Here is a 26,872-nt window from a genome sequence, read left to right on the forward strand (position 1 = left end):
TTATCATCATCAACATCAATGTAGTGGTGAGGTTTACCTGTATCTCCAGCATAAGAAGCGGTTTCGGAAGCGTTCAACTACAACGCCAGTGGGGAATAGCTATTACACCACTGTGGGGCGACTCGTGCCGATTACTACGGTGATGATGGAAGTGCCGGGGATTAAGATGGAGCAGCTGTAGGGTGCGTAGCTTGCCGCCTTAGGCATCGCATTAAATAAAAGCGCAACAGTATTTAAAAGATGTGTGATTCACCCAAGACTAATTCTGTTGGGAAATATTAGGCTTTTCAGATTCCTTGACCACTATCTTTTCCCATTGTTCTACAGTTTGATTTTGAACTCGCATGACATTTTTTCTAAAATTTTCAATTGCTACTTCATCGGGCAGATTTAGATTGTAGTCTGAACCTATTCTTAGTTCAAAATTTAGTCTTTCATTTTCAAGTGAATCAGCAGCACGTCGGGAACGAACCCAACTAAACCTCCAATTATAAACAGCCAAAGACGCAGAAATAGATGCTATTGCAGGCGGAATTGCCTGGACATATTTAGGTGTATTATCCATCAAGATTAGTATTGGTGTAATTCCTGATAAAGCAACAGCAGCAAACTGTGAAAGAAAATATGCCCACTGGAAACCTGTGCTACTTAATCTATAATGCTTCTCCCATTTTTGACAATGTTCTAATGCTAATTGAGAAGCTTTCTGAGTCTGAATGACTTCACTAGCCCTTTCGTTCATAAGTTGAGTTATATAATTTACACCTACTTAAATCTAAGCTTGTAGCCTGACGATTACAAGTCGGATGGACAATTTGCATATTATGCGATCAGTTCTAAGAGAAAGTGGGAGGGCGATGGCCTATCCAAACTTTTCCTCTAAGAATTCCTTTGGTTAACTATGATACTTGCTTGATGGGGTGCGATGGCGTACCTGCCCGCTTATGTGCGATCACCCATCCAAACTTTTCCTTTAAGAATTCAAGTTCAACATCACTTAAAAAATTGCCTTCATTAAAGCAAGAAATTTTATTATTAAAACATAATTTGCGCGTATTCACTGGTGGAAACGGCAATTTTGCATGGTTAATATGTAACAAATAATATAGTATCGGCTACTTAAGCTAGAAGGTAAAGTTTCAAAGTAAATGACTATCAAAAAACCCTTGGCTATCAAACAGCCAGGGGTGGGGCGGATCATGAATGATCTGCGGCTTGCCTTCGGGCTTACGCAAGAACAATTTGCAGCCACTGTAGGCGTTACTTATACCACGATTAACCGTTGGGAGAATGGACGCTCAACGCCGTCGCCGATGGCGATTAAGCTTATTGAGCAGAAGCTTGATGAGATGGGCGCTCAGGGTCAGGATTTATTAGCTAAGTATTTACCGAATTAGTTGTTTGCTCAGTTTTGATGTGAGCGATCGCTTTTGGGTGCGATCGCATATATAACGACTTCCAACAAATGCAAATCCCCATCGAATGGGTTAATGCTAACAATGACAGCCGCAACTATCACCCAGCCGAGCCAAGCATCAAACTCATAACCATGCACTCATCTAAAGGGCTAGAGTTTCCAGTGGTTTGCATCCCAGGCATTGGTTTTATGCCTGAGCAGTATAATACACCCGAAGAAGAAGCGCGGTTATTGTATGTGGCGATGACACGGGCAATTGAGCAATTGATTATGAGTTGCGATCGCTCATCCGAGTTTACCAACCGTTTGGAGACAGTATTAGAGAAGGTGACAGCCAAAGTAAATTCTTAAAGGAAACTTCGAGCGATCGCCTGCCTCTATCTTGCTGAGGCAAACGCGCTCCTTAACCTCCGCATGACTGATACTGAGTATGCTTTTCCGATAGCCCAAGGCTACGACCCCAAGCTAGAACACCAGTTCGTTGAGCTTGGCGAGAGCATAGACCAAGCCCGAAAGCTAGCGCGAGTAGTAGGCTTGACCAAAGACAAACCGCTCCAGACTGAGGAGGAGTGGGAAGAATTTATAGCAGTGTGGGGGGATAGTTGCGATGGTTCTCTTGGAAAGTGAGCGAAGGGGCGATCGCTCCAATTCAAGCGAGGAAAACCCAAGAGCGATGCATACAAAAAAGCCCAGTCATCTCATAACTGGGCTTTTAGCCATCTCAATCAATTATTGTCGGTAGAGTAGTTTTCTCACAACCAATTAGGCAGCAGGAAGTTCAAGATTAACCTTGACAACTTTGTTCTTTTCTTGCTCAGACTTGGGCAGTGTCAAATTCAAAATACCGTCTTTATAATCTGCGGTGACATTGGTATTTTGAATTCGAGCAGATAGAGGAATTACACGTTGGAATTTACCATAGTAGAATTCGCTCTTGGTAGTGCCATTGTTTTCGGTTTTAGTTTGGGACTTGCGCTCACCGCTAATGTGAACGGCGTCTTCAGTGACTTGAATATCTAGGTCTTTAGCTTCAAGTCCTGGTAGTTCAAGCAATAGAAGAATAGCATCATCAGTTTCTTGCAACTCAGCAGGTGGAACTTTGATAAAGTCTTTTTCAAACCGTCCAGATGGTACTTTGGTATCTCCAAGTAAACCGTTGATGTGACGTTCTAAAGTGTTCAATTCTTGCCAGGGGTTGTAACGACGAACTAGCATATTAATTTATCCCTTGTACCAGTAGTAGTTTTTTGCTCAATTAATTTAGGATTTAATTCCTTGCTTTGATTACCATATTATTGAAAATTACAAAGCTTGTGAATTCGGTTTTTTCACCTAATAAGTGATGATTACCGCAAGAATGATTAGGTGAATTACAAGGTGTAGAAAACTGCAAAATTATTAGTTCGGTAAACCCTATAAATGCTGAATTGAATTTGACTACACATCGCGTTCTTATGTCAGCCCGAAGTGTGCGTATTTCGTTGTCGGCGCAGCCAAAACCCCCCCATCATGCCTATAAGAGCCGACGCAGTGGTAGTGCTTGGCTCTTTCACTGTTTGAGAAAATACCTGAATGGTTCCACTAACTTTTGATTTGCCTGTTGTAGGAATATTTGGGTCTAGACTGATTTGATAAACCTCTCTAAGTCTCAGTGTGCCGACAGCGCCAAAAAATAAACCTTCACCACTAGTAATAGTAAAAATATTTGTGGCAGTGCCTTTTGAGGAAAGAAAGTCAATTATTCCAGTAGCGTTATTTGTGCCAAACAATTTATTACTGCCATTACCAAACAACACTACTTCGCCTGCTGGCAAGCCCTGCAAGCTAAATGTTGCGGCATCTGTGTTAAATCGGAACTCTCCAATAGCAAAGTTAACTTGGCTGTAAGTTAAACCGCTAACTTTCGTTAAATCATAAGGAGCATCAATACTTTGCCCTGAAATAGTTGTTACTGAAACATCTGGTGTGATGGGTTTAGACGTGGAGAATACGTCATAAGTGGCATTGAATGTGTAAAGCTGTTGTGCGATCGCACTTTTTACATCTAACCCAAAACCAATTAAAGCCAAGGCCACTGTCACAAGCCTAGCAGTGTATGAGCGATGCATAAAAATTTCGGTAGGTATTTAGCAGTGAAAGCACTGACTATAAGAATACAGCAATATTTAAGTTATCTTTAACCTACCCAAACGGTTGCCCCCAGCGCTCCCAATTCTCCTTGTTAAATGGACTGCGCCATTTCAAAATCGAGTTCAATTCCAATTCTTGCCGTGCGCGTGTCCCACCAAAATGGCAGATGCTTTTTACATCAATGCCCACAAAGACATTTATCAAGCAGCCCTACGACTGTACAGCCTCTCATTGCCAACGGACTTGCTTTGCATCACCAACTGGTTGTCTGATAATGGTTTATTGTTCCGTATCGGTGGACGCAATAAACTGGCTAGTCTGGTTGACCGTACTGTGTCAGCTGTGAACATCGATGCTTTAGCTGACTTGGTGATGGAAAAATACCAAAGGCGGCAGTTAATCCTTGCTGGCGCTGAGATTGTTCAACTCGGCTATGCCACCGAAACTGATTTACCTGTAATTCTTGACAAAGCCGAACAAAAAGTCTACGGCATTGCATCTGAGCATTCTACCTCTGACTTGGTTCATATTTCTCATGCCCTAGCCGACACTTTTTCCGAAATTGAAGCGCGTCATGCTGGTACAGGCTCACCAGCAGCAAGGAGTGGATTTTATGACCTGGACAGTATACTCGGCGGTGGTTTTTGCAAAGGACGGTTGTATGTACTGGCTGCTCGTCCTTCTGTTGGTAAATCCGCTTTGGCTGGTAATCTCGCTCTTAATGTTGCCAAAACTGGGAAGATGCCTATCTGCGTTTTCAGCTTGGAAATGTTTACTGATGAGTATGTACAGCGATTCTTGAGCAGCGAATCCGGCATTGAAAATAACTTCTTGGAAACTGGGAATGTTTCTGAGAGCCAGTGGCAATCCTTGAGCGTGGCGATCGCGGAGTTAAGCGAACAACAGATTTTCATCAACGACGAATCTTGCCCTTCTCTTAATCAAATCCGTAGCCAAGTCCGCCGAATTTCATCCCATTACGGTGGTGTTGGGCTTGTCATCATTGACTACTTACAGCTGATGGCTCTTGATACTGATTCACGGTTGAACATGGCTCAACGAGTCGGTGAAATCAGCCGCGGATTAAAAAGATTAGCCAAAGATTTGGATGTGCCTGTACTGGCTTTGTCCCAACTCAACCGCGAAGTTGAACACCGTAACGATAAACGCCCTGTACTAAGTGATTTGAAAGACAGTGGTGCTGTTGAGCAAGACAGTGATGTTGTCATCATGCTTTACCGCGAAGAAATGTACAACCCCGATACCCCAGATCGTGGCATTGCTGAGTTAGTAGTTCGCAAGCAACGCAATGGCCCAACTGGTACAGTCAAGCTTTTATTTGACCATCAGTTTACCAGATTCAAGAATTTATCTCGTGGTCGTAGTTTTTAAGGAGCTACTGGAGGATAAACCAATGAACCAATTTATTGAAGTAGGTAAATACTGGCTGTGAGGACTGAGAAAAGGGGAAGGTGGGGCCCCACGAAGTAAAGGATTTGCTGGCACTGGCACTACTCTCAAGTGTGCTAAAGACCTCAATCGTCGCGCTGTGGGTATCGAAATCAACGAACAATATTGTGAGATTGCTGCTACTCGCTTGTCGCAGCAGGTTTTAGCTTTGTTCAGTCAATCATCAGCACAAATGTTATGAAAGCAATCACAGTTCGTCAGCCTTGGGCATGGGCAATTATTTATGCTCTCAAAAATATTGAAAACCGTGGCTGGCCTATTCATTATCGCGGCGACATTCTGATTCACGCTGCAAAAACTTGTACCAAAAAAGAGTACCACCTAGCGAGAGAATTTTGCCAAAGCATGGGGGTAGTAATCCCAGAATTAATCTCTTTACGTCGTGGCCAAGTCATCGGTATAGTCACAATAGTTGATTGCCGATTTTCACAAATTGTATCTGGCTGGGGGACGGCTGAACAGTATCACTGGAAGCTGGAGAATCCACGCAAGATTACACCGATTCCTTACATTGGGCAGTTGGGGATTTTTGAAGTACCCGATGATTTGGTCATGGAAGTGGTTGCGTGACTAAAACAGTCCCAAGTCATACGCTACCTCCGAAGCCAAAACCAGTAATAGTTGAGTTATCTAAAACACACGAAAAATTCTTAGAGGACGGTCTTAAAAGCTTACAATTTCATAGGCAAGGATGCCTCTATCCGTACCTCGAAACTAAAAAGTTACTTGATGGGTCAACCTTTATCAAAAAAGCGAAATCCAAAAAGCCATCACCAAAATTAGATGTCTGCAAAAATTTTGATAACACAAAAATAAAACCAGTTCTGCCAGATGATGCACCGATCGCCATAGTACTTTTCGCTAGTGGCGGCGGGATAGAAGCGGGGATGGTACAGGCTGGTATTCGTCCGGTCATTGCAGTAGAGTTTGACCCCATCTGTGCAGCTATTCGTCCCATGTCTCCACCAGCGATACGGATCAGCACTCGCTGCATAATCCGAGCGCCACGCAAATCAACAATGCTGTCTGCAACGGCTGTGTCGAAGGCTTCAAACTGGTCATCCATCTGAAACCCGGTTCTACGCAAGCTTTTATCCGCCGCAACCAACGCTGCTGCTGACCACGCACAGGTCAAAACTTTAGATAAAATCAGTGATGGCAATGCGCGAGCTTTTGAGTCCGACGACCTAGTAGGCAATGCAATCCAAAACATTCTAAGATTCCTCACGCCCCAAACTGAATATCACCAACTCGCGCTAGCTTCCAGAACTAATTACGATGCTCTAAAAGAACTGGAAAAGGAAAATCCAGAAGATAATTTAATCAAGGTTTTGTTGTATCTAACCAAGGCGAAACCAGACTCCCCCGCACTGTTTACCATCATCGCGGAGGCTGGGACAACGGCGGCGCTGTATGTTAGAAACCTGGAGCATCAAAAAATCACGGATGCGATTAACACAGCACTTAAATTTTGGGGAACAGATGTATAGCACTGAAGTTTTAGACGAGATGACCAAGCTAGTTTTTATGGTTAAAGACCAGCTTGATTGCTCATTTGATGAGGCTTGTGCAACAACCAGAATCATCGTTCCTGAACATATCCGCTTAACCGTTGGTAATCCCGAACGCCACTGGAAAGTACCACCTGTAAATCGGCGTGAAGTGTTAAAGCGTGACAGCCACACCTGCCAATACTGCGGTAGCACCAAGCATTTAACACTCTTACATGTGATTCCCCGCTCTAAGGGTGGACAGCATACCTGGGACAACGTTGTAACAGCGTGTGAGAAGTGTAATTCAATCAAGAGCGATGTCTGACGACAAGCCGCTAGCCTTCGGCAACGCTCCGCGAACGCATCTACGCTTACTACATGAAGCTGGAATGGTACTCAAAAGCAAGCCCAAAGCTCCAATTCACCCAGCAGTTGCATTTGCCGAACAGTTTTGGAACACACAACGCCTAAGTGATAACGAGTAATTTACTTCAAACCTAGTCACAGAGGGCAATACCGCGATTACATAACGCTACCCTCTCAGTTCTTTGAAAAAGTTTGTAGTATGCCCTTGACACCTCATAATACATTGTGTAGTATATATGTAGTGAAGCACTAGTGCGATTCGTTCTCTCAAAACTTTTCAAAAAGAAAGAGGAAAGAGGCAAGCAAAACCAACTAGTCGTATCTGTTGGAACAAATGATTGATAACTTAGCATTCCTGTAGGTTAAATTCCTACCGCCCGAACCCAAGGGTTGAATTCATAGCCCAGATTTAACAGTATGGCAACTGTTACTTTCGGTGCATGGGTTAAATGCGGGTAATGGGTAGTCACCTCCCCAAATCCCTGCTAGAGAAGTTAAACACGGTTAGCGTACAGCGAATGCAGTACAACTCGTCGTAACACTACCGGGAAACGAAAGTGGCTGACATTTGAGTGTTTCGCGCAGTCTGTAGCAGCTTTTGCCTTGACGTTTGGGTGTTTCGCGCAGGCTGTAGCAGCTTCCGCCTTCCTTGCAGCAGCTTTTGCCTAGACGTTTGGGTGTTTCGCGCAGGCTGTAGCATGCTTCCGCCTTGACGTCATTAGAACAAAAATTAAGCTACTAACGACCAAAAAAATCTTCTATTCCCTATTTCCTAGTTAACTGCCATGATCAAAGGCAATTTTACGGTAAACGTTGCGCCTTGTCCAATTCCATCACTTGCTGCCTCAATTGTACCACCGTGCAGTTCGACGAGTTGACGTGCGATCGCCAGCCCCAATCCCAGTCCTCCTGGCGAGTGTCTGCTAGGAACCTCTGCTTGAGTAAAGCGATCAAAGACGTAAGGCAGAAACTCGGCACTAATTCCCACACCTGTATCCTTGATTTGAATCGTAGCTAGAGAATCAATAGTATCAAGCTGAACTTCTACTACTCCTTGCTTTAATGTAAATTTAATCGCATTGGCAAGTAATTCTCTGACAATTTGCTGCAAGCGATCGCGGCAGTCGCTCAATTTATTTTTCCACCTCAACTCTAACCTGACCTGAACCCTTGATGCCTCAACTTCAGTAGATTGCCTTGGGCGACTCGCGCTTGTATTATGCTTTATTGGACAGTATCCAGAAAAATTCTAGATATCCTTTCTCGCTTTTGAAATGGAAATCCGATTTCTAAACTCCCAGGATGTCGTCGTTTACCGTGAACTGCGTCTCCAAGCATTGAGAGAGTCACCGACGGCTTTTGGTTCCAGTTATGAGCAGGAATCCTGTTTTTCTTTGATCGAATTTGCTGCCAGACTTCGCCCTCACGATGATTCTGCCAACGGCATTTTCGGTGCTTTCGACGATGGAGACAAACTTATTGGTATGCTCGGCTTTTCACGCGAGAGTCGTTTGAAGCGTGTTCACATTGGTTCTCTCTGGAGTATGTATGTTTTGCCTGAGTTTCGCAGACGAGGCGTTGGAACCGCACTTCTCGATGAGGCATTATCCCATGCTCGACGGCTTGATGGTCTGCGACAGATCGTCCTCACGGTCACTACAAACAATTTAGCAGCCTGCTCTCTTTATAACTCACGCGGTTTTGAGCGCTTCGGCTTAGAGCGTGATGCTTTATTTATTGATGGTATATATTTCGATGAGGAGCATCTGGCATTATACTTCAACCATGATGCCTAACGAGAGCTTGTTGCACACGACTATAAAAGCATTCCAACGGTCTTTGTAGGTTCAAAGTCAATCTCACAATCTTGATTTCTCAATGAATTTCGTTGTTCTATTCCGATAAACTGATAATTTAGTTTTGCTCCTTGCCATATAGGTGGGCCTTCCTGCCCACCCCTTTTCTTACGCTGCAACTAAATCTTTCGCTTGTGGAATGTATCTCTTTAACCATTCCCACTTGTCATATCATGTCCGGCTAAAGACTTATCATTAAAACCGCAGGGGGCAGGGGGCAGGGAGCAGGGGGAAAGAGGCTTTTGAGATTTTTGCACAGATACGGTAATCGTAAGTGATTCACCGGACTTGATATCATTCGTCAGCGAATCAAATTCAAGATCAAGTAACTCTTCTTCTGTGGGTAGTTGTTTTGTAGCTGTTCTTGATATCCTCGCCACCTTAATGAAGTCATCTAGCCCCACTGCTGCATCCAATGCTTGGCGACTTCGATAATCTCCCCAATGATGCGGCGGTCATGAAATGTCAGGGGATCTTGGGTGGGGGCTACAGCTTCGGCTGGGGATTCTAGGTGGCTGTATAGTTCAGCTTGGGCTGTGGCTTGCTCATCTTTGCAAGGGACATCAGCTACTAGTGTTTGATTTAGCTTGAAGCCTAAATGTACAGTGACAAATTAAATAGCGTTGAGACAAATTCGTGTCATCAAGTTAAACTTTACCCACTTTAGGCTTGCAACAATTTGTGTTGATACAGCTTGTAAGTTCCCTGCGCTGGTTCTAAGCTTAACGAAGCGAGAGTTTAAGCTTTATACCCTACGATGACACTAATTTGGCACAGCGACAAATAAAAAGTCACTGTATACAATAACTTTACTACAGAGCGCCCTCTCTCTTCATACTCTTTTTTTGGCGAAGGTATTGTTTAGAGTGATAAATAGCGATTGCATCTGGGTGCAGACCATTTTAATTCACATTAGGCGTGAATTATAAACGCTACGCAGATTTAGCTGACTGCCACCTTGGCTTGCTGTTTCCATACCGCGTCTGCATACAATAATGTGTCGAAGTCCGGCGAAATGTTGCCGCTAGTGATCCGGGCTTCGTGTAATGACCAGTCAGCAAAGAACAAGTCATGGCTGATGCGTGCCACTACTGCTGGCACATCGCGTCGGATGCTGGGTACGTCGCCGATGGGCAGACCGAAGCTGATGAAGCCAGCAGGATTGAACACATGGATGTCTTTCAGGTAGGGGGCATTGCCAGGTACTTTCTCTTGGTATTCATGGGCGCTGCCAAGGTAAGGGTGGGTGCTGAGTTGATCGTCACGCTGGTCGGCTGGGGCTTCATAGCGATCGCGCCAAAGTGCGATGTGATGTGCAAATTCGGCGAGTTCCGGCCGCTTTGTCGGGTCAACAAAGTAGCCAGTACCAGCGATCGCAAAATCGAACTCGAAAACATCATCATTTACCTGAGCGACGATGCGATCTCCCTGGTGGGAAGCGTCTTTCCACGGTGCGGATAGGTGCAGGTGGAAGTTAGAGAACGCTATTACCCGTTCGATTGCATCTGGTGGTGGTGTAGAGCCAACTTGATGAAAGCGCCAGGCTTGGAACCAGCGAGCTGCATCAGGTAGCTGCGGATAGTTATAGTAAGCCCCAGGATAACCTCGGAGGCGATTCACTGGCAGAGATGCGATCGCTGATCGCCGTGCGAACAGGTGTACTGCCTTAGCGCCTGATTCCAATACCACTCCTGCCGCATCAAAGGCTGAGGCCGCAGCACCCAGCACTGCTACTGTTTTGCCACGCAGATTGTTGAAGTCGATTTCATCGGCGGTATGTGCATATAAGGTGCGTGGCAGAGATGCCAATACAGGCGGTATATTTGGACCACCAGTGCCAGCTACACCGTTGGCGAAGATAATTTTACGTGTGGTTTCCACCTGCGCGACACCGTTCACTTCTAGGTGTAGACGAAAGAAATTTGCGTCCGGCTCAATTCGCACCAACTTCGTCTGATACCGAACTGGAATGCCCAGAAAATGCCGATACCAGCTGAGGTACTCAGCCCATGCCACTCGTGGAATGCGGTCAAGCGCTGCGTATGCCTCAACACCGTGCCGCACCTCGTACCAAGCTTGAAATGATAGTGCCGGAATGCCCAGTTCTGGCCCTGGCAGGTTTTTCGGTGTGCGTAGCTTTTTCATCCGCGCCCGCGTCAGCCACACGCCAGCATGAGCTTCGTCAAGAGCCTCGTCGATGACTGTCACGCGGCCAATACCGGCACGCCGCAGGGCAAATGCAAAGGTGCTGCCACTGCCACTACCGCCTACTATCGTCACATTGTGGTCAATGCCTGAGCGATCGCTCACCCAGTTTTCGGGATCGGGGCCGAGTAGGCGCAACGCCTCACGTGCGGCAAAATCGAGGTCAGTCGTTGTTGTCATGTCGGTATTTGAGAATGAAATGAGATTTTATCGAGATTAGTGATACTGAAAAGCATAATATCATGAGGAACTAATAATTAGTTTATCTAATATTAAGCTTTACGAATAAAAGAATTACTGACTGTTAGCGAAGCGGTGCTAATGTACTCAAATACTTGAAAGAAGCTACCCCGGTAAAGCTGTACTGCACATTGCAAATTAATTGAAATTTTCTATTAATTTGAGTAGCTGATAACGCTTATCTTTATTTATTGGCAATCGCCTTTAAAGAAAAACTTTTTAGTTTGCTGAAAATCTCAAACCGTTTTATCTCCTGCTTAAGAACACGCTCACGAGCAGCAGATTCTTGTGGTGGGAATTCCCAAATATCACAGTTCTCATGTTCTTGCTGATCTGTTAATTGGAGATGATGTGGTAATTGAGACTGTTGTTCAAATAACCAAGGTACTCCATTTAATAATTCTCTTTCTATTCCATGAAACATATTTTTACCCTTATTAAAAATAAGGTGATTTTGTAACCGCTCAATAATCCGGGGTAAATCGCTCAGTGACAAGGCTCAAATGGCGTAAACTCGTTCCTGAACTGGTAGTTCCCCCCGATTTATTGAGCGGATAGTAATGATGGATGAGCAGAACAATCAAAATTATCGTTCACAAAGTCGTTACTGACCGTCCCGCACGCAGGGAACCACGAGTTCAAAAACGCCGCCCCAAAGCTTACCCCTTCATGACAAAACCTCGACAAGAATTACGTAAACAACTGCAAACTTCTTAATTGGCAACTGTTTCCGCTTTTCTTAGTACCATTTGTCTTTAGGCTACAGTGACTCCTAGCGTATAAGAACCAGGGTCAAAAAAGCCAGAACTGAAAGTTCCGCCATTTTGAGGGAAGTAATCATAATCACTTACTGAAATGGAGTAAGTACCTGCCCCTAGTGAAGCGGTGATTGATTGAGAATTACTGGAACTCTGTAAGTTCCCAGCACTATTAAATAGGCCGAGAACTGGAAAGGTACCACTGTAATTCGGCGTGCTAATAGTCACAGTTCCTGGGTTAGCTAAAGAAAATGTGAAAAAGTCGAAATCAGGCTTCCTCCCTGGAAGTGTTGCCAGTTGAGCAGAGGTATTAACTTCTGAACCTGATGTTAAAGTACCTAGCTTCTCAGCAGTGGCTAGTGTGTTGTTTGTCCCTTGTCCAGCATCTTCTTTCTCGTAGAACAGGAAGTCGTCACTATCAAGCCTCAGAGACGACGCTTGCACAACACCAACGAGTTCATCTGGCTCTCCTGAGTTGTCCAGAAATACACTTGTATTGGCTCCCACAGTCTGCAAGCGATAGTCTGCCAGTGTTCCTTTGAGCTGGATTGTATCTTCGTTGGAGTTGAAGCCACTGATGGTAGCGTAGTCTGCCAAACCACTACTTCCATTGTTGTTATCGTCATAGAAGACATTAGTAGCATCTCCAAGTAAGAACTGATCTTCCCCAGGCCCTCCAGTTAGGATATCAACCTCCCCTAATCCAGGAGAATTAGAACCGTTAGTATCAACGCCTATGAGGACATCATTTCCAGGCCCTCCAAGGAGAGTGTCATTGCCGACCCCGCCACGGAGGGTGTCATCGCCTTCCCCTCCTTCGATTTGGTCATTGCCAGCCCCGCCAAACAGGCTGTCATTCCCATCCTCGCCCAAGACGAGGTCATTACCTTCCTGACCATCAAGAAAGTCATCACTATCCCCACCAAGCAAGGTGTCATTGCCGCCTCTGCCAAAGAGGGTATCACTGCTGCCTCCTCCAATCAGGGAGTCGTTAAAACTAGAACCAAAGACTTGCTCGATATTGAACAGGACATCATTCCCATCTCCCCCACTGGCAGTTCCAGTGCTAAGGTCAACGGTGACTCCGGCAGTGGCATTTAAATAATCAGCAGTATCAATGCCAGTCCCACCAAAGAGTTGGTCATCCCCGCCTCCACCTTGGAGTTGGTCATCCCCGTCTCCACCAAGCAGAATGTCATTGCCGCTGCCGCCTAGCAGGGTATCATTGCCTTCTCTACTAATGAGAGTGTCACTCCCGTCCTCACCATTGAGAAGGTCATTGCCAGCCCCACCAAGCAGGATGTCAATGCCGCTACCGCCAAGCAGGGAGTCATTGCCGTTCCCGCCATTGATAAAGTCGTCGTTAGTCCCGCCAAGGAGGGTGTCATTGCCGTTATCGCCAAAGAGGCGGTCATTACCAGCCCCACCATTGACAGAGTCATTCCCGTCCCCACCACTGAGGAAGAAGTCATTGCCAGCTCCGCCAAGGAGGGTGTCATTGAACCTAGAACCAACGAATCTTTCAATCTCCAACAGGACATCATTCCTGTCCTGCCCCGTAGCGGTTCCAGTGGCAAGGTTAATCGTGACTCCGGCAGTGGCACTGAAATAATCAGCAGTATCAACACCAGCTCCACCCAAGAGTCGGTTATTGCCAGTCCCACCACGCAAGGTGTCATCGCCCAACCCACCACGGACAATATCGTTACCTTCCTCGCCATCAAGCAGGTCATCGCCAACTCCACCATCAAGCAGGTCATTGCCACCTCTACCAAAGAGGGTGTCATTACCGCGCCCGCCAGTTAGGGAATCGTTGAAACCAGAACCAAAGACTTGTTCGATATTAAATAGGACATCATTCCCAGCCCCTCCACTGGCAGTTCCAGTTGCTAGGCTAACGGTGACACCAGCAGTGGTATTTGAATAGTCAGCAGTATCATTGCCAGTCCCACCAAAGATTTTGTCATCCCCGTCCCCTGCTTCGAGTCGGTCATTGCCAGCCCCGCCAAGGAGGATATCATCGCCAGCCTGACCAATCAAGTTGTCATTGCCAGCCTCGCCATCAATCTGGTCATCGCCAGCCCCGCCATTGAGCGTGTCAACCCCTTCCCCGCCAAAGAGTTGGTCTTTACCGTCTTCTCCAGCGAGTCGGTCATTTCCGTCCCCGCCTTCGAGAAGGTCATTGCCAACTCCACCAAGGAAAGCATCATTACCGAACCCACCAAGCAGGGTGTCGTCACCGCCTCTGCCAAGGAGTTGATCGTCGTCCTCCTCGCCATCGAGAAGGTCATTGCCAGGTCCACCAAGGAGGACATCATCGCCGAACCCACCAAGCAGGGTGTTCTCGCCGCCCTCACCATTGAGAAGGTCATTGCCGTCCTCGCCATTAAGCGAGTCATCGCCAGCCCCACCCAAAAGGTCATCATTGCCGCCCCGACCAAAGAGGTTATCATCACCGCCCTGACCAAGGATAGCGTCATTCTCAAACGTGCCAATTAGAGTGTTATTCTTGTTGTCTCCAATAATGTCTGCCATATCAATCCCCTCGGTTATAAGTTTGATTCAGAGATATTCGCTGGCAGAGGTGTCATCTATGAGTAGCCCTGCCAGCGGGGAAAAACCCTAGATAGGTAGTTTAAATAAATGTAGCATCTACTTAGACTGGTTTCGTAACCGCTCAATAATCCGGGGTAAATCGCTCAGTGACAAGGCTCAAATGGCGTAAACTCGTTCCTGAACTGGTAGTTCGCCCCGATTTATTGAGCAGATACGTGATTTTGACATTTAGCTTTTTACTTCTTGCTGCAATTATCGGCATTTGGCGATATCTTTGTTAAAACTGCTGTCCCAAAGTTGTTTAACATCAACTTTTGTGTGAATTACACCCGTTTGAAAAAAGGTATCAGCAACCTTTTGCTGAGAAGCAATAGCTTCATCAGAAACAGGAAGTAATTCTTGGCGACGCTGTTGTAGTCCTTGCTTGGCATCCTGATAAACAATACTTTCATCAACATCAATGGTCTTTGCATAATTCTTCGACCACTTCTTAAGATGAGATTCCCGCCAAGTTTGGGATTTTTGCAAACGACAGAGAAAATCAGCGATCGCTACTTTCTTTTGCGGATCGGCGATCGCATTGGGTGAAGCAATAATTACGAAGTTACCACTCAAAATATCTTTTGCAGATTCCAGCACCCGTGCCCCTTCTTTTTTGGCTTGGGGAATAGAATAACCGTAGGTAGCCCAAGCATCAAGCTGTCCTTTACGAAAAGCCGAAAGCCCATCGGGTATCGATAAAGGAATTGCATTGATATCCTTTATCGTTAGCCCGACTTTTTCCAACATCTTAATCAGGAAGTAGTGGGCAGTCGTAGCTTTAACATAACCCACATTTTTACCTTTGAGGTCAGCGATCGTCTTGGCAGTTGAGTCTTTAGGTACGAGTACAACTTGACCAATCGTCGGCCCTTTGAGAGTGGCAATAATTTTTACGGATGCTTTCGATTCAATCGCAAAAATCGGCGGAATTTCACTAGCTGAACCCAAGTCAATCGCACCAGCATTGATTGACTGTACCATCAAATTACCCCCAGTAAACTCAGTAAATTGAGTTTGATAAGGGAAATTATCTAGTTTAGCTAACTTTAAATTTAAGTCCCAGCCACCTTTAGATTTAGCAACATGCAGTTGAGTTGTATTCAATAGTGCGATTTGGGATGAGCTAAGATTAGCAGCGATCGGTGTTGGACTAGTAGACTTCACCTGTGAGCAAGCCGTTGTTGCTAGGGCTAACAAGCAACCCAGAGAAAAGAAAAAATTTTGCGATAGCCAATTGGTAGACACGTTAATTTTTGGGTATAAAAAGACAAGGAAGAAAAATAATCACCAACTACTCTAGTAAGTCTGGTTCTTCGCTCACAATTCGGTCGTAGAGTGGCTGAAAGCTAAACCAACCGCCGGAATGGGTTCCTACTTGGTTATGAGTAAAAGTTGCTGTTTCGTGGTCAATGGGAAGTGGTTTGCCAGCTGCTTCTGCAAGCAGTTGGGCTTGAGCTGATCGCTCAAAAGAAATGTACCAAAAAGCAGCTTCGTCTACTGTCTGCCCCACCGTCAAAAAACCATGATTCCGCAGGATGACAGCTTTATTGTCTCCCAAAGATTCAGCAATTCTTTCACCCTCTGAAGTATCTAAAACTACTCCTTTATAGTCATTAAAGAGAGTGTGGTCTTGGTAGAAAGCACAAGCATCTTGAGTTAGGGGATCGAGCAGGCGACTAAGACTTGACCAAGATTTACCATACAGAGAATGAGCATGAGCAGCTGCAACTATATCAGGTCGCGCCTCATGAACCTGTGAATGAATGGCAAAAGCGGCGCGATTGACAGGAGCATTACCTTTGACAACTTCTCCTTCTCTATCGACCAAAATCAAGTCAGAAACTCGGATGTGGCCAAAGTACTTGCCAAGGGGATTTACCCAAAAATGGTCGGTAAACTCTGGATCTCTGGCGGTAATGTGGCCTGCTGTTCCCTCACTAAAGCCAAAACGAGCAAACAGTCGAAATGCCGCAGCAAGGCGTTGTTTGCGATAGAGTCGTTCTTCTTCAATTCGTTCAAAGACTGGCGGTTGTGCTCTAGTGAAATTTGCCATGATTTTCTTTTTCTTGTTTCACAGGTACATTAAGCTACGGTTGCTGTTTGTCGTTCTTGCCGTCGCACTTGTTGACGTACCAAAGGAATCACATCTCGACCGTAGGCGATCGCATCTTCCACTGGGTCAAAACCGCGAATTAATAGTGTTGTCACTCCAGCTTTGTAGTAATCAAATAATGACTCTGCAACCTGTTCTGGAGTCCCCACTAAAGCAGTAGTATTACCACGAGCGCCTGTAGCAGCTGCGATCGGTGTCCATAAACGCTTATCATGAATTTCACTTTCCTTAGCAAAATCCAACAACCGCAATGAACCAACAGCTTGAGGTCGGAAAGAAGCACCAGCAGATAATTGAATTCCAGCTTCCGCACGGTTTTCATTGATCCGTGAGAGAATATAACGCGCCTTTTCCCATGCTTTTGCTTCTGTTTCGCCCAAAATCGGACGCAAGGAAACACTAAATCGTAAATCTTTTCCAGGCGGTGCTGCGGCTTTCACCTCTGCGATCCGTTGTTTAATAGCAGCTATGGGTTCTCCCCAAAACGCATATACATTACTGTGCTTTGCACCTACATCTACAGCAGCACCAGAAGCACCACCGAAATATATCGGAATATGCGGTTGCTGTAAGGGTTTGACTTCCGAAAATGCTTGTTTTAGTTGGTAAAACTCCCCTTCATAATCGAAAGGTTCTTCACTCGTCCAAACTCGCCGCACAACATCAAGATATTCATCGGTACGACGATAGCGAGTATCATGATCGAGCCAATCACCATCGCGTTGTTGTTCGGCATCGCTCCCACCAGTAATGATATGCACTGCAACGCGACCATTAGAAAAGTGATCTAATGTTGCTAATTTACGGGCGGCTAAAGTGGGAGCCACAAAACCCGGTCTATGTGCAAGTAAAAATTTGAGTCGTTCTGTTGCAGCAGCCACATAACTGACTACATTAAAGCCATCCGGTCCTGTAGAACTATAACCAACTAGCACTCGATCAAAGCCACCATCTTCATGGACTTTTGCAAATTTGCGAACATAAGTTAAGTCTATACTTCCTCCCGTAATAGATACGGTAGGGCTATGTAATTCAGACACTTCTCGCGTACCAATCATGCCTATAAATTCCACAGACATATTAATTATGCTCCAAATCTTTGTTATTTAAGTTTTTAGTGGCAGTTATTCTTTGCCTCTTTTCATCTTTCCTACCTAGCGGCGGTAGTTTCTAACGGACACACTGCTGTAGCAACATCTACTCGTTGCGGAATAATTTTTTGCTTTAGTAACCAATCAGCTGTTTTCTGAAGATTGGCGATATCCCCAGTATTAGGAAAGACGTAAGACTCTGGGCCTCGATTTTTAGTCACTTGCTTGGCTACAGTATCAGAGACTTTTAGCTGTTTAACTAAAAAATCTGATGCAGCATTAGTATGTTGATTTAACCATTCACCATCCTCACTCAAAGCAGTAAGAGCAGCCTTCACTGCCACAGGATTTTCTTTAGCTGCATCACCACGAACAACCATAATGCCGTAGGTAGGAGCAGGGTGTGTAGTGGTGATTCTTCGCGCCTTATGTTCTAATTGGGCAATGGAAATATAAGGTTCCCAAACTGCCCACGCATCAACAGAACCTTGATATAGAGCAGGTGCAGCGTCATTCGGTGATAAATAAACTCGCTGGACTTTATATGAAGGAATATTTTCTTTTTCCAAAACTTTTAATAACAGATATTCGCCCGCACCACCTTGATTAACAGCAACTTTTTTACCTACTAAATCAGCCGGTTTACGAATGGGAGAATCACCACTAACTAAGATGGCATTACTCAAAGAATCTGGACTAGGACGCTGTACAGTACCAATACAAAGAGGTTGCCCAGCAGCAATTCCAGAGATGGAAGGAATATCACCACATCCGCCAATATCCGCTCGATTACCATTGAGAGAACTTAAAAGCGTAGCGCAACGGTCAAATGGCCCACTCCATTCAACTTTAATATTTTGCGTCGCTAACTGACGCTCTAACTCACCTCGTTGACGCGCAATCGGAATAATCCCGCCTTTTTGGTAGCCTAAACGAATCACATTGTTTTTCTCTGTAGTTTTGGTAGTGACAGTGTTTGAAGAGGAATCTGAGTTAGCTGCGGCATTGATAGCTGTTTGTTGACTGCAACTAGAAGCTATCAAACCAAGAAAAAACGTTGCGATCGCAAAGATTGTACTAGCAGAAAATTTTTGTTTGTACTGAAAGCGGTGTTCTTTTAAATAATTCACCACAATTGACTCCTTGATATCAATTTTTAGGAGTTTAAGCAGCCATATCTATGATAATAACGATTATAATACACTAAATCAATTGATTTACCGTAGTATTTATAAAGAAGATACCACCTTTTGATAATCTGTTCAAATCTAATCAATATTTCTTTATCTTTGACTATGAGAATTTAGTGCAGGTATTTCTATGTGAATCTACACTCAAGTAGTGAGAAAATAAAATGTAAAAAAACTATAGACACAAATATCAAAATAATTCTTCGATTTGAGCGACAATCTCTAAAAAACTGGTATAATCCTTCTTTTGTATTCTTTGTTGATAAAATCTTTGACGTTTGGATGAATGAGTAGCTGGTTTAACTTTTGAATCTTTGGTTCGTTTTCTCGACCTTGTAATGTAACTAATGCCAGAGCGTTTTTCTTGTCTAACATTTGTAATTAGTGTAAATTGTAAATGATGAATGCTGGGTAATATATTGCTTCTCTGTCTCCTTGCTTTCATTCAGCGTTTTCTCATACACTGTGCAATTAAATTACCTATAAATTGAATAATTTGTACTAGTGCAATCAAAACCACAATGGTAGAAAACATGACCCCTACATCGAAGCGTTGGTAGCCGTATTGAATTGCCAAATTACCTAATCCACCTCTACCCACAGCCCCAGCCATCGCAAAAGAGTTAAGTAAACTCACAATTAGAATCGTCATACCTAATATCAATGAAGGCAAAGCTTCGGGAATCAATACTTTGAGAACAATTTGCCAATAATTGCACCCCATTGCTTGAGCAGCTTCTATTAGTTCCTTATCAACTTCTAAAATGCTGGTTTCAGCGATGCGGCCAAAAATCAGAAGCCCCGACCAACGCCGTCTCCTCCCCTACACTCTACACTCTACCCCCTACACCCTATTCATGACACCCAACACCCGACACCCAGAAGCCTTATAGATAATGAGTTTGCCGTTAACTTAGTGCCATTCCTCTCAAAAAAGTAGTATTAATTGCACTCATAGTTCTTCTCAACGGTTTCGGTTGGCTGCGAGATCCCCGACTTCTGAATAAATACTCACAAAGTGATTTCCCGTATGTTAAAAGTCAGGGATCTAAACAAAATTAGAAGAATCCTCGTTGCGGCAATGGTGTACCGTTGATCTCGTAGTCGCCGATCGCACGAGCCTTAAAGTGATTTGGGTTGTGTGAGGATAAGGTACGGGCGTTGCGCCAATGACGATCAAAGTTGGAGCTTTTCTTTGTTGTGGAAGCCCCACCAACTTCAAACAATAAGGTAGCTGAACGTAGAGCCAAATCATCGACAATCAATTTGGCTTTGGATGCACTCAGAGAAGTTGCCAGTGCCGCAGCCGTCTCTGCCTCTTCACCCTGAGCTTGGGCAGCAGGGAGGCGATCAAGACCATCAGCTGCCGCCAAGACGATCGCTTCGGCCGCAAAGGCATTGGCGGCAATCTGCCCGACAGTCTGTTGCAAGATTGGGTCTTCTGAGGCTTGCTCGGATACAGCATGGTAGAAAGTCCGGGGTCTGTTACGGATGAGGGCTGTAGCATCACGTAGAACGCTGCGAATAATACCAGCATTAATTGCTGTTAAAAATAATTGCGGGACGATGTTGTATGGCAGGTTATCTTTATCTGTATCTGTCTCAAAAAGTACTTCGCCTGCCTCTACACGGACATTGGTGAATGTAGTCGTTCCTGTGCCTGTAAGTCTTTGCCCGAAACCGTCCCAGTCATCCACAAGGTCAATCCCCTCACGGTTAGTAGGAATCAGTATAAACGCTTTAGTGCCATCGGGTACTAGTACACGCACAAAAATCAAGTCTGCATAAAGGCTGCCAGTGCTGTAATACTTAGTACCATTCAGCCGATAGCCGTCGCCATCAAGTGTTAATTTTGTATTCACGACTTGGCCGCCACCAGATCGCTTGGTTTCCAGTTCAGTTGTAGCGAGTCCAATAATTGCACCATCAGCAACGGCCTTGAGCCATCGGCGATTCCTCTGGGTGCGCTCAGAACGTAAAATTCGCTCTGTAACAGAGAAATGATTTCGCACAATGTGAGCCACGTTTGGATCGGCATCCCCCAGCCGAATCACGACCTCGAATAGTTCACGTGCGGTGCTACCGCCACCACCTTCGGCTACGGGGATTCGCAATGCACCCAACCTGGAACGTCGGATTAATTCAACCACATTATAAGGAAGGATGCGATCGCGATCGCGCTCACTTGCTCCTAGAGCAATAAAATCAAAAAGCTGCTGGAGTTCCGGCGAGTTTGCTCTCACAGGAGCCGAAAACTGAATTGTCGTATCTGCAAGTTTCTCTGGACTCTTAATCATTAGTTTCTATCTCCGAATATCCTGTGGAAAATCTATGTTGGTGAGTGGTGAGGCAATTGCTATTTCTGGGTGACGCGACTTTAGCACTACAAAGTTGAAGAATGTTTCCAGCCTTGAGGCGATTACATCTGGTAACATATTCAAGCCACCGACTGCACTCGACAAAAACCATACCTCTGTAAGGGTTTTAGATGTATTTAAGTTTTATAAATCACTAAAAATCTACCGAATTACCGTAGTTTGATACTCCCAAATTTTCCCCAAGTTGTCAATCTGTTTTAACGTCTTTTTGCAAGAAAGACTCAAAGTTGAAAGCAAAAAAGCGTCTACAGAGTAAGTCCAAGGAAAACGCCAGTCGCCTACGCCTGCCTAATTTGTGAACTTCTTCAAGGACAATCTTTATCCTACTCGAAGGTGTTTAAAATCCCATACATAACGGGTATTTGTGTTGGGGTAACTGTCCTCCTTACAAAACGTAACTGTTTAATCATATCTGCAAAATGATTTAGATAAGATTACAATAAGTGGGCTACGTATAAAGTAGTTAAGTAACCTTTAGTAATTTGACCATTAAACTTGGTATTAATTAATTCAGCGATCGCATCAAAAAAACGTGCCCTTTTAACGCTATCCAAACTGAGATGACCAGAGTAGGTATTCAAGAGGTTGAGATAAGTTGCACTATCATATTCTGCATCCCATCGATAAGAGCGATATGTCACTTCACCAAACAAACCCGTTTGCTCAATCTCACCTGTTTTACTAGGGACTTCATGCTCACGAGGAAGAGGCTTGTCATCCTTAACTAACTCAGGAGCTAGACGGCGATATAGCTCCTGTACCTCCTCAAAGAAGCCATTACTAGCATCACTATATACATGTTCATTCCAAAATAGCGCGATCGCTCCTTTAGATGTGAGGGCAAGAGCCGTTTTTTTGTAAGCAATACTTGGGTCAAGCCAATGGAAAGCAGTCGCCGAAATCACAAAATCAAAAGCATTTTCTTGGGTCACCCAATCCTCAAAAGCGATGTTACGCACTTCTACTTGCGGATAAGCAGCCAGATTTTTTTGGGCAACCGTAGCAAGATTCTCACCCAACTCAATGCAGAGTATACGATAACCCCGGCGGGCAAAGGGCACAGTTGCCTGACCAGTACCACAACCAATCTCTAATATCCTTCCGTCTGGAGTGATTTCTGAGAGAGACACCACATTGTCAAAAAGCGCTTCTGGATATCCTGGTCGAACTTGGTCATACAGCAGTGCTACTTGATTAAAAGTGGTTCTTAACTGACTTCTGTCATCTGCCATAAGTTTGTAGTCATATTATCATTTATTACAAATTATGGTTTAATATCTGGTGGAGTGATAGCAGCATATTCTTCAGGGGAAAGTGTTACATCCTTAACATTGATCTTCTTGGTGATAAATTTTTGCTTATAGAACAAGTCAGATATCTCTTGCTGTCCTGCTATTACCTTATCGGTAATCGGTCTGATGCCATAACGCCGCCGTTTGACTATTGTTTCTAAAGTTGGCAAATCAAGCTTGGCATCACGCCCGACAATTTCGGCAACTTCTTGCCTATGTGTTTCAGACCACTTACCTAATTTGTGGACTTCTTCAAGGACAATTTTTATTAGCTCAGGGTTTTCTTTAACGAAGCTACGGGCAGCTATCCAATAGCCTCCTTGGGTCGAAAGTCCTTTAGCATTACGAATAATCCGAACTTTTTCTGTTCTCTGAAATATAGCCAGGTGGGGATCGCTTAACACAGCTGCATCAATGCTCTTACGTGATAAAGCTGCACGAGTTTCTGGTGCTATCAGATTGAGATGCTTAACATCTTTTAGCTCTAATCCTCCTTCCTGCAAAGCTTTCACCACAAAGTATTGACTAGCAGTAGCTCTTTGAAAGGCAATTCCCTTACCTTTTAAATCAGCTATAGTTTTGACTGGGGAGTCTTCCGGTACTACGATCGCCGTACCTTCACCACTGCTCGGTATAGTATTAGCAAGAAGAACAAAAGGAATACCAGTTGCTTGGGCAAATATGGGTGGAGTTTCACCAACAGCACCGACATCCAAACTGCCCACATTTATTGCTTCTAAAAGCTGTGGCCCAGCTGTAAATTGTGCCCACTGCACTTGAATACCCAAGGGATTCAAACGTTTCTCTAAAACTTGTCTACTTCTGGTTATATCCGCAGCAGTAAAATAGCCAATTCTTAACAGTTTTGTCTTAATGCCATTAGGAGCTGCAACTGCTGCCTTTTCTCGTGTATCTGGTGCTTTACAACTTACTAAAGTTGTGGAGAGAGTAAATACTCCAGCTACTAATAAAATTAGAAAGTTGCGTTTTCTAGATATTGCTACCATGATGTATTACCAATTTTCTGGGGTTTAAAATACAGGCTTTAATTAAAAAACTGATTTTGGAATGATGTAAAAGTTGAAGATGGGAAATTTTTTATTTTGCGGTTAGACTCTGTTTACCAACTCTCTCATCTAAACAATCTACTGTAAACCGACCGATTTACAGTAGATTATGATTGCACGGACTTTACCACAAGCTAATTTAAAAATCAAGCAGCGAGGATGACGGTGCTATTGATGCAAGTGGTAAAAAGAAAGAAACAATAGGTGTGATACTAGCGATCGCAGTTTACACCAGACTAGTTTGAAAAAAGCGATTAGCAGGGCGCGCCAGTCCGAGATTTTCGCGTAGCGTCTTACCCTCATACTCTTTGCGGAAAATCCCACGCCGTTGGAGTTCTGGCACAACCTTGTCAACAAAATCATTTAACCCTTCAGGAAGAAAAGGGAACATAATGTTGAAGCCGTCAGAGCCTTCCTCAAACAGCCATTTTTCCATCTCATCGGCGATGGTTTGGGGTGTGCCCACAAAAGCCAACCCGCCGTAACTGCCAATACGTTGCGCCAGTTGTCGAATAGTCAAGTTCTCACGTTGCGCTAAGGCTATTACTCTTTCTCGTGAAGAGTGACCAGCGTTAGTCAGTGGGATTTCTGGCAAGGGGCCATCGGGATCAAAACCCGAAACGTCGTAGCCAAGCGCACCATTTAAACTGGCGATCCCACTGTCATAATGTACTAGGCTGTCTAAATAAACACGCTTGGCCTGTGCCTCGGCGACGGTTTCTCCCACAACGACTAAAGCCCCTGGAAGGATTTTTATACTGTCTGGGTCACGTCCGATCGCCTGCGCCCGTCCCTTAATGTCTGCAAATAAAGCTTTGCCAGCCTCCAGATTACTAGCAGGTGCAAACACAGCCTCGGCAGTTTCGGCAGCTAATTGCCGTCCGGCTTCGGATGCGCCTGCTTGAACGATTACCGGCCAACCTTGGACAGGTCTGGCGATGTTCAATGGCCCTCGCACCGAGAGATATTTTCCCTTATGATTCAGAACGTGAAGCTTTGCAGGGTCGAAATAAATCCCTGCTTCCACGTCCCGAATAAACGCATCATCAGCAAAGGAATCCCAAAGACCTGTGACAACATCATAAAATTCTCTAGCCCGCCGATAGCGTTCATCATGCTCTATCTCTTCTTCTAATCCAAAGTTGAGCGCTGCGTCTGGATTGGCTGTGGTGACGATGTTCCAGCCAGCGCGACCGCCACTAATATGGTCGAGAGACGCGAAGCGGCGAGCGATGTGGTAAGGCTGGTCATAGGTCGTGGAAGCGGTGGCTACCAGCCCGATGTGTTCGGTGACGCTGGCAAGGGCAGAAAGTAGGGTAAAAGGTTCAAAGGATGTGACAGTATGGCTGCGCTTCAGTGCGTTGATTGGCATATTCAGCACCGCTAAGTGGTCAGCCATGAAGAATGCGTCAAACTTGCCTTGCTCTAGTTTCTGGATGAATCGTTTCAGCGCTGGGAAGTTGAAATTAGCGTCAGGCAAAGCCCCAGGATAGCGCCAAGCGCCTGTATGTATGCTTACCGGGCGCATAAAAGCACCTAGTTTTAATTGCTTCGATCTGCTCATTAGTCCTCCGTATCAAGTTCAAAATACAGGTGCGATGTCCCCTTGAAGTCTTATTGATATAATCCTTCAATTTGGGATCGACAACCAATTGATTTAGTTTTTGGATGTTGGGATCATTTGCTTTTGATTGTACAGTTGCTAAACCCACCGCATAATTTTTGTTAGCCATGCCACAGAATTATTTTGAGGCGAACTACAGCTAGAAAATACTGTAGAAGCCGCAAATGATGTAAAGGCTATTAAAAATAATCGACGCTTGATATTGGTGGAAAACTTCATGCGATCGCCTACTATAATCAACAAAAACATGAGCGAAAGTGTATACATTATTAATTATGAATTACCACTTCTGCTCAGGGAACCAGTTGTAATTTTTATCTTTGACATCAATTTTTTTAGGAATAATTTTGAGTTCATAAAAAGTATCTGCCATACGTTGCAATCCATTCAAAACCTCATCTGTTACTGGTAATACCTCACGTTGACCACCACGTTTTTCTACAGTTTCCATTGTTTTTAGATCAATTTTGTACAGCTTAGAAAGGAGCTTGGCGGAATCCTGATAGTTTTCTCTAGACCAAGTACCAGCCTTTTTTAACTCTTGTAAAATTGTCTTAAGAATGTCTGGATGATCGCGCACAAAATCTGGAGCAGCATAATAAAAGCTTGGGCTTTCTAGCGGGGCTTTGTCTCCAAATACAGTGCTATTATCTGCCAATAGACGAGTGCGAAGTTTACGTTCAGCTTCAGCAGTATAAGGGTCCCAAATTAACCACGCATCGATATCACCACGCTCAAACGCTGGGAAAGCTTCGGCTGGTGTCAGGTAGAGAGGTTTAATATCACTAAATTTCAAACCTACTTTCTCTAAAGCACGCACAATAATATAGTGCTGACCAGAACCTTTTGCAAAAGCAACTTTCTTACCTTTTAAATCAGAAAGTGTCTTAATCGGTGAATTTTCTTGGACTAAAATAGCTGAACCTCTAGTGCTACCTGTACCGGCTGCAACTCTGACAAATGATTTATCTCCTGCTTGAGCAAACACGCTTCCTGTACCGCCACCACCACCAAAAACGATTGCACCTGCACCCATCCCATCTAATAAAGGTGCTGTAGAGGAAAATTCATTCCAGGTAACAGAAATACCCAAGGGTTGTAAGCGCTTTTCTAAACTTCCTTGTGCTTTCACAATATTCAGCAGTGCCATTCCTTTTTGATGTCCCATTTTCAGCACTGTTAGCTTGGGGACTTGGGGTTGCTGTGCAGGTGCATTAGCTGAATTACTAGGAGTACAAGAAGCGATCGCTAGATTAAAACCTATACCAATAAAAAAGAAGAGAATAAAAATTTTAATATCGTGATGTTGAAATAAGCTTATTTTCTTGATGCCGTCTAAAAACTGATTTATCAATCGAGTAAACATATTTTTTACCTCTCAGCATTTTTTAATCTAAGTTTAAAATCGAGGTTAGATTTAAAAAAGCAAACTTATAGGTCAAATTTAAAATCTAAGTTTTTTTTAAATAAATTACTGTTATTAGATAAAGTATGATATAAATTAAATCGTAAAAATATAGTGTTATTGACGACAAAAATAGAAAGTATTTCACATTAATAACAAATAATTAATAATAGCTAACA

At 44.3% G+C, this 26,872-nt stretch carries 29 protein-coding genes and 2 pseudogenes; 10 read left to right on the top strand and 21 right to left on the bottom strand.

Annotated features, from left to right (window positions below):
• Positions 1-181: pseudogene (locus ACFE90_RS16120) on the top strand (hypothetical protein); the annotation flags it as partial.
• A 78-nt stretch (positions 182-259) separates the two neighbouring features.
• Here the strand turns inward: ACFE90_RS16120 and ACFE90_RS16125 are convergent.
• A complete protein-coding gene (locus ACFE90_RS16125; RefSeq protein ID WP_375502174.1) occupies positions 260-742 on the bottom strand; it encodes an SLATT domain-containing protein in 483 nt (160 codons plus the stop codon).
• 406 nt (positions 743-1,148) lie between these two features.
• Between ACFE90_RS16125 and ACFE90_RS16130 the strand changes: the two genes are divergently transcribed.
• The 3 genes from ACFE90_RS16130 (at position 1,149) to ACFE90_RS16140 (ending at position 2,044) form a co-directional block, all read left to right on the top strand.
• Complete coding sequence (locus ACFE90_RS16130) at positions 1,149-1,397, top strand: helix-turn-helix domain-containing protein (protein WP_375502176.1); 249 nt, start codon at positions 1,149-1,151, stop codon at positions 1,395-1,397.
• A 68-nt stretch (positions 1,398-1,465) separates the two neighbouring features.
• A complete protein-coding gene (locus ACFE90_RS16135; protein ID WP_375502178.1) occupies positions 1,466-1,768 on the top strand; it encodes a 3'-5' exonuclease in 303 nt (100 codons plus the stop codon).
• A gap of 63 nt (positions 1,769-1,831) precedes the next feature.
• Positions 1,832-2,044, top strand: a complete 213-nt coding sequence (locus tag ACFE90_RS16140) for a hypothetical protein (protein WP_375502180.1) — start codon at positions 1,832-1,834, stop codon at positions 2,042-2,044.
• 135 nt (positions 2,045-2,179) lie between these two features.
• On the opposite strand, the gene ACFE90_RS16145 is transcribed toward ACFE90_RS16140, so the two are convergent.
• Both ACFE90_RS16145 and ACFE90_RS16150 read right to left on the bottom strand, forming a co-directional pair.
• Positions 2,180-2,632, bottom strand: a complete 453-nt coding sequence (locus ACFE90_RS16145; RefSeq protein WP_375502182.1) for an Hsp20/alpha crystallin family protein — start codon at positions 2,630-2,632, stop codon at positions 2,180-2,182.
• 242 nt (positions 2,633-2,874) lie between these two features.
• Positions 2,875-3,525 (bottom strand): hypothetical protein, encoded by a 651-nt coding sequence (locus ACFE90_RS16150; protein ID WP_375502184.1) that lies wholly within the window; start codon positions 3,523-3,525, stop codon positions 2,875-2,877.
• Between the two features lie 181 nt (positions 3,526-3,706).
• Here ACFE90_RS16150 and dnaB point away from each other — a divergent pair, with 181 nt between their 5' ends.
• The 3 genes from dnaB to ACFE90_RS16165 all read left to right on the top strand — a co-directional run bounded on the left by dnaB (position 3,707) and on the right by ACFE90_RS16165 (position 5,587).
• Positions 3,707-4,939 (top strand): replicative DNA helicase, encoded by a 1,233-nt coding sequence (dnaB, locus tag ACFE90_RS16155; protein WP_375502186.1) that lies wholly within the window; start codon positions 3,707-3,709, stop codon positions 4,937-4,939.
• Between the two features lie 64 nt (positions 4,940-5,003).
• Positions 5,004-5,198, top strand: a complete 195-nt coding sequence (locus ACFE90_RS16160; RefSeq protein WP_375502227.1) for a DNA methyltransferase — start codon at positions 5,004-5,006, stop codon at positions 5,196-5,198.
• Positions 5,195-5,587 (top strand): ASCH domain-containing protein, encoded by a 393-nt coding sequence (locus ACFE90_RS16165; RefSeq protein WP_375502188.1) that lies wholly within the window; start codon positions 5,195-5,197, stop codon positions 5,585-5,587. The genes ACFE90_RS16160 and ACFE90_RS16165 overlap by 4 nt, the downstream gene beginning before the upstream one ends.
• Before the next feature lie 127 nt (positions 5,588-5,714).
• Here ACFE90_RS16165 and ACFE90_RS16170 read toward each other — a convergent pair whose 3' ends face one another.
• Positions 5,715-6,230: a hypothetical protein gene (locus tag ACFE90_RS16170; protein ID WP_375502190.1), complete on the bottom strand. Its 516-nt coding sequence runs from the start codon at positions 6,228-6,230 to the stop codon at positions 5,715-5,717.
• A gap of 374 nt (positions 6,231-6,604) precedes the next feature.
• Here ACFE90_RS16170 and ACFE90_RS16175 point away from each other — a divergent pair.
• Positions 6,605-6,995 (top strand): annotated as a pseudogene (locus ACFE90_RS16175) (HNH endonuclease); the annotation flags it as partial.
• A gap of 653 nt (positions 6,996-7,648) precedes the next feature.
• Here the strand turns inward: ACFE90_RS16175 and ACFE90_RS16180 are convergent.
• On the bottom strand, positions 7,649-8,008 hold the full coding sequence (locus ACFE90_RS16180) for a sensor histidine kinase (protein WP_375502192.1): 360 nt from the start codon (positions 8,006-8,008) through the stop codon (positions 7,649-7,651).
• Between the two features lie 142 nt (positions 8,009-8,150).
• On the opposite strand from ACFE90_RS16180, the gene ACFE90_RS16185 reads away from it, so the two are divergent.
• Complete coding sequence (locus ACFE90_RS16185) at positions 8,151-8,672, top strand: GNAT family N-acetyltransferase (protein ID WP_375502194.1); 522 nt, start codon at positions 8,151-8,153, stop codon at positions 8,670-8,672.
• Between the two features lie 209 nt (positions 8,673-8,881).
• On the opposite strand, the gene ACFE90_RS16190 is transcribed toward ACFE90_RS16185, so the two are convergent.
• The 3 genes from ACFE90_RS16190 to ACFE90_RS16200 all read right to left on the bottom strand — a co-directional run bounded on the left by ACFE90_RS16190 (position 8,882) and on the right by ACFE90_RS16200 (position 11,601).
• The gene (locus tag ACFE90_RS16190) at positions 8,882-9,148 is read right to left on the bottom strand and encodes a hypothetical protein (RefSeq protein WP_375502196.1); all 267 of its coding nucleotides are present in this window, start codon (positions 9,146-9,148) and stop codon (positions 8,882-8,884) included.
• Positions 9,149-9,674: 526 nt separating this feature from the next.
• On the bottom strand, positions 9,675-11,117 hold the full coding sequence (locus ACFE90_RS16195) for an NAD(P)-binding domain-containing protein (RefSeq protein WP_375502198.1): 1,443 nt from the start codon (positions 11,115-11,117) through the stop codon (positions 9,675-9,677).
• 244 nt (positions 11,118-11,361) lie between these two features.
• Positions 11,362-11,601 (bottom strand): hypothetical protein, encoded by a 240-nt coding sequence (locus ACFE90_RS16200; RefSeq protein ID WP_375502200.1) that lies wholly within the window; start codon positions 11,599-11,601, stop codon positions 11,362-11,364.
• A gap of 143 nt (positions 11,602-11,744) precedes the next feature.
• Here ACFE90_RS16200 and ACFE90_RS16205 point away from each other — a divergent pair, with 143 nt between their 5' ends.
• Positions 11,745-11,894, top strand: a complete 150-nt coding sequence (locus tag ACFE90_RS16205) for a hypothetical protein (protein ID WP_229546604.1) — start codon at positions 11,745-11,747, stop codon at positions 11,892-11,894.
• Between the two features lie 38 nt (positions 11,895-11,932).
• On the opposite strand, the gene ACFE90_RS16210 is transcribed toward ACFE90_RS16205, so the two are convergent.
• The 13 genes from ACFE90_RS16210 to ACFE90_RS16270 form a co-directional block, all read right to left on the bottom strand.
• Positions 11,933-14,470: a calcium-binding protein gene (locus ACFE90_RS16210; protein WP_375502203.1), complete on the bottom strand. Its 2,538-nt coding sequence runs from the start codon at positions 14,468-14,470 to the stop codon at positions 11,933-11,935.
• Positions 14,471-14,743: 273 nt separating this feature from the next.
• A complete protein-coding gene (locus ACFE90_RS16215; protein WP_375502205.1) occupies positions 14,744-15,778 on the bottom strand; it encodes an ABC transporter substrate-binding protein in 1,035 nt (344 codons plus the stop codon).
• Between the two features lie 46 nt (positions 15,779-15,824).
• Positions 15,825-16,586, bottom strand: coding sequence for a class II aldolase/adducin family protein (locus ACFE90_RS16220; RefSeq protein WP_375502207.1), 762 nt, complete (start codon positions 16,584-16,586; stop codon positions 15,825-15,827).
• A gap of 29 nt (positions 16,587-16,615) precedes the next feature.
• Positions 16,616-17,725 carry an LLM class flavin-dependent oxidoreductase gene (locus tag ACFE90_RS16225; RefSeq protein WP_375502209.1) on the bottom strand — a complete coding sequence of 370 codons (1,110 nt, stop codon included), beginning with the start codon at positions 17,723-17,725 and terminating at the stop codon, positions 16,616-16,618.
• A gap of 71 nt (positions 17,726-17,796) precedes the next feature.
• On the bottom strand, positions 17,797-18,870 hold the full coding sequence (locus tag ACFE90_RS16230; RefSeq protein WP_375502211.1) for an aliphatic sulfonate ABC transporter substrate-binding protein: 1,074 nt from the start codon (positions 18,868-18,870) through the stop codon (positions 17,797-17,799).
• Between the two features lie 502 nt (positions 18,871-19,372).
• Positions 19,373-19,723 (bottom strand): methionine ABC transporter permease, encoded by a 351-nt coding sequence (locus ACFE90_RS16235; RefSeq protein ID WP_375502229.1) that lies wholly within the window; start codon positions 19,721-19,723, stop codon positions 19,373-19,375.
• A 262-nt stretch (positions 19,724-19,985) separates the two neighbouring features.
• Positions 19,986-21,224: an acyl-CoA dehydrogenase family protein gene (locus tag ACFE90_RS16240; RefSeq protein ID WP_375502213.1), complete on the bottom strand. Its 1,239-nt coding sequence runs from the start codon at positions 21,222-21,224 to the stop codon at positions 19,986-19,988.
• 6 nt (positions 21,225-21,230) lie between these two features.
• Positions 21,231-21,389, bottom strand: a complete 159-nt coding sequence (locus tag ACFE90_RS16245) for a hypothetical protein (RefSeq protein ID WP_375502215.1) — start codon at positions 21,387-21,389, stop codon at positions 21,231-21,233.
• Positions 21,390-21,739: 350 nt separating this feature from the next.
• A complete protein-coding gene (locus ACFE90_RS16250) occupies positions 21,740-22,537 on the bottom strand; it encodes a class I SAM-dependent methyltransferase (protein ID WP_375502217.1) in 798 nt (265 codons plus the stop codon).
• 32 nt (positions 22,538-22,569) lie between these two features.
• Complete coding sequence (locus ACFE90_RS16255) at positions 22,570-23,604, bottom strand: aliphatic sulfonate ABC transporter substrate-binding protein (protein ID WP_375502219.1); 1,035 nt, start codon at positions 23,602-23,604, stop codon at positions 22,570-22,572.
• Between the two features lie 286 nt (positions 23,605-23,890).
• The gene (locus tag ACFE90_RS16260; RefSeq protein WP_375502221.1) at positions 23,891-25,228 is read right to left on the bottom strand and encodes an LLM class flavin-dependent oxidoreductase; all 1,338 of its coding nucleotides are present in this window, start codon (positions 25,226-25,228) and stop codon (positions 23,891-23,893) included.
• 138 nt (positions 25,229-25,366) lie between these two features.
• Positions 25,367-25,537, bottom strand: coding sequence for a hypothetical protein (locus tag ACFE90_RS16265; protein WP_375502223.1), 171 nt, complete (start codon positions 25,535-25,537; stop codon positions 25,367-25,369).
• A 31-nt stretch (positions 25,538-25,568) separates the two neighbouring features.
• Positions 25,569-26,654 (bottom strand): aliphatic sulfonate ABC transporter substrate-binding protein, encoded by a 1,086-nt coding sequence (locus ACFE90_RS16270; protein ID WP_375502225.1) that lies wholly within the window; start codon positions 26,652-26,654, stop codon positions 25,569-25,571.
• Positions 26,655-26,872 lie beyond the last annotated feature (218 nt).

It is taken from the genome of uncultured Nostoc sp. (genome assembly GCF_964245445.1).
Classification (GTDB): Bacteria; Cyanobacteriota; Cyanobacteriia; order Cyanobacteriales; family Nostocaceae; genus Nostoc.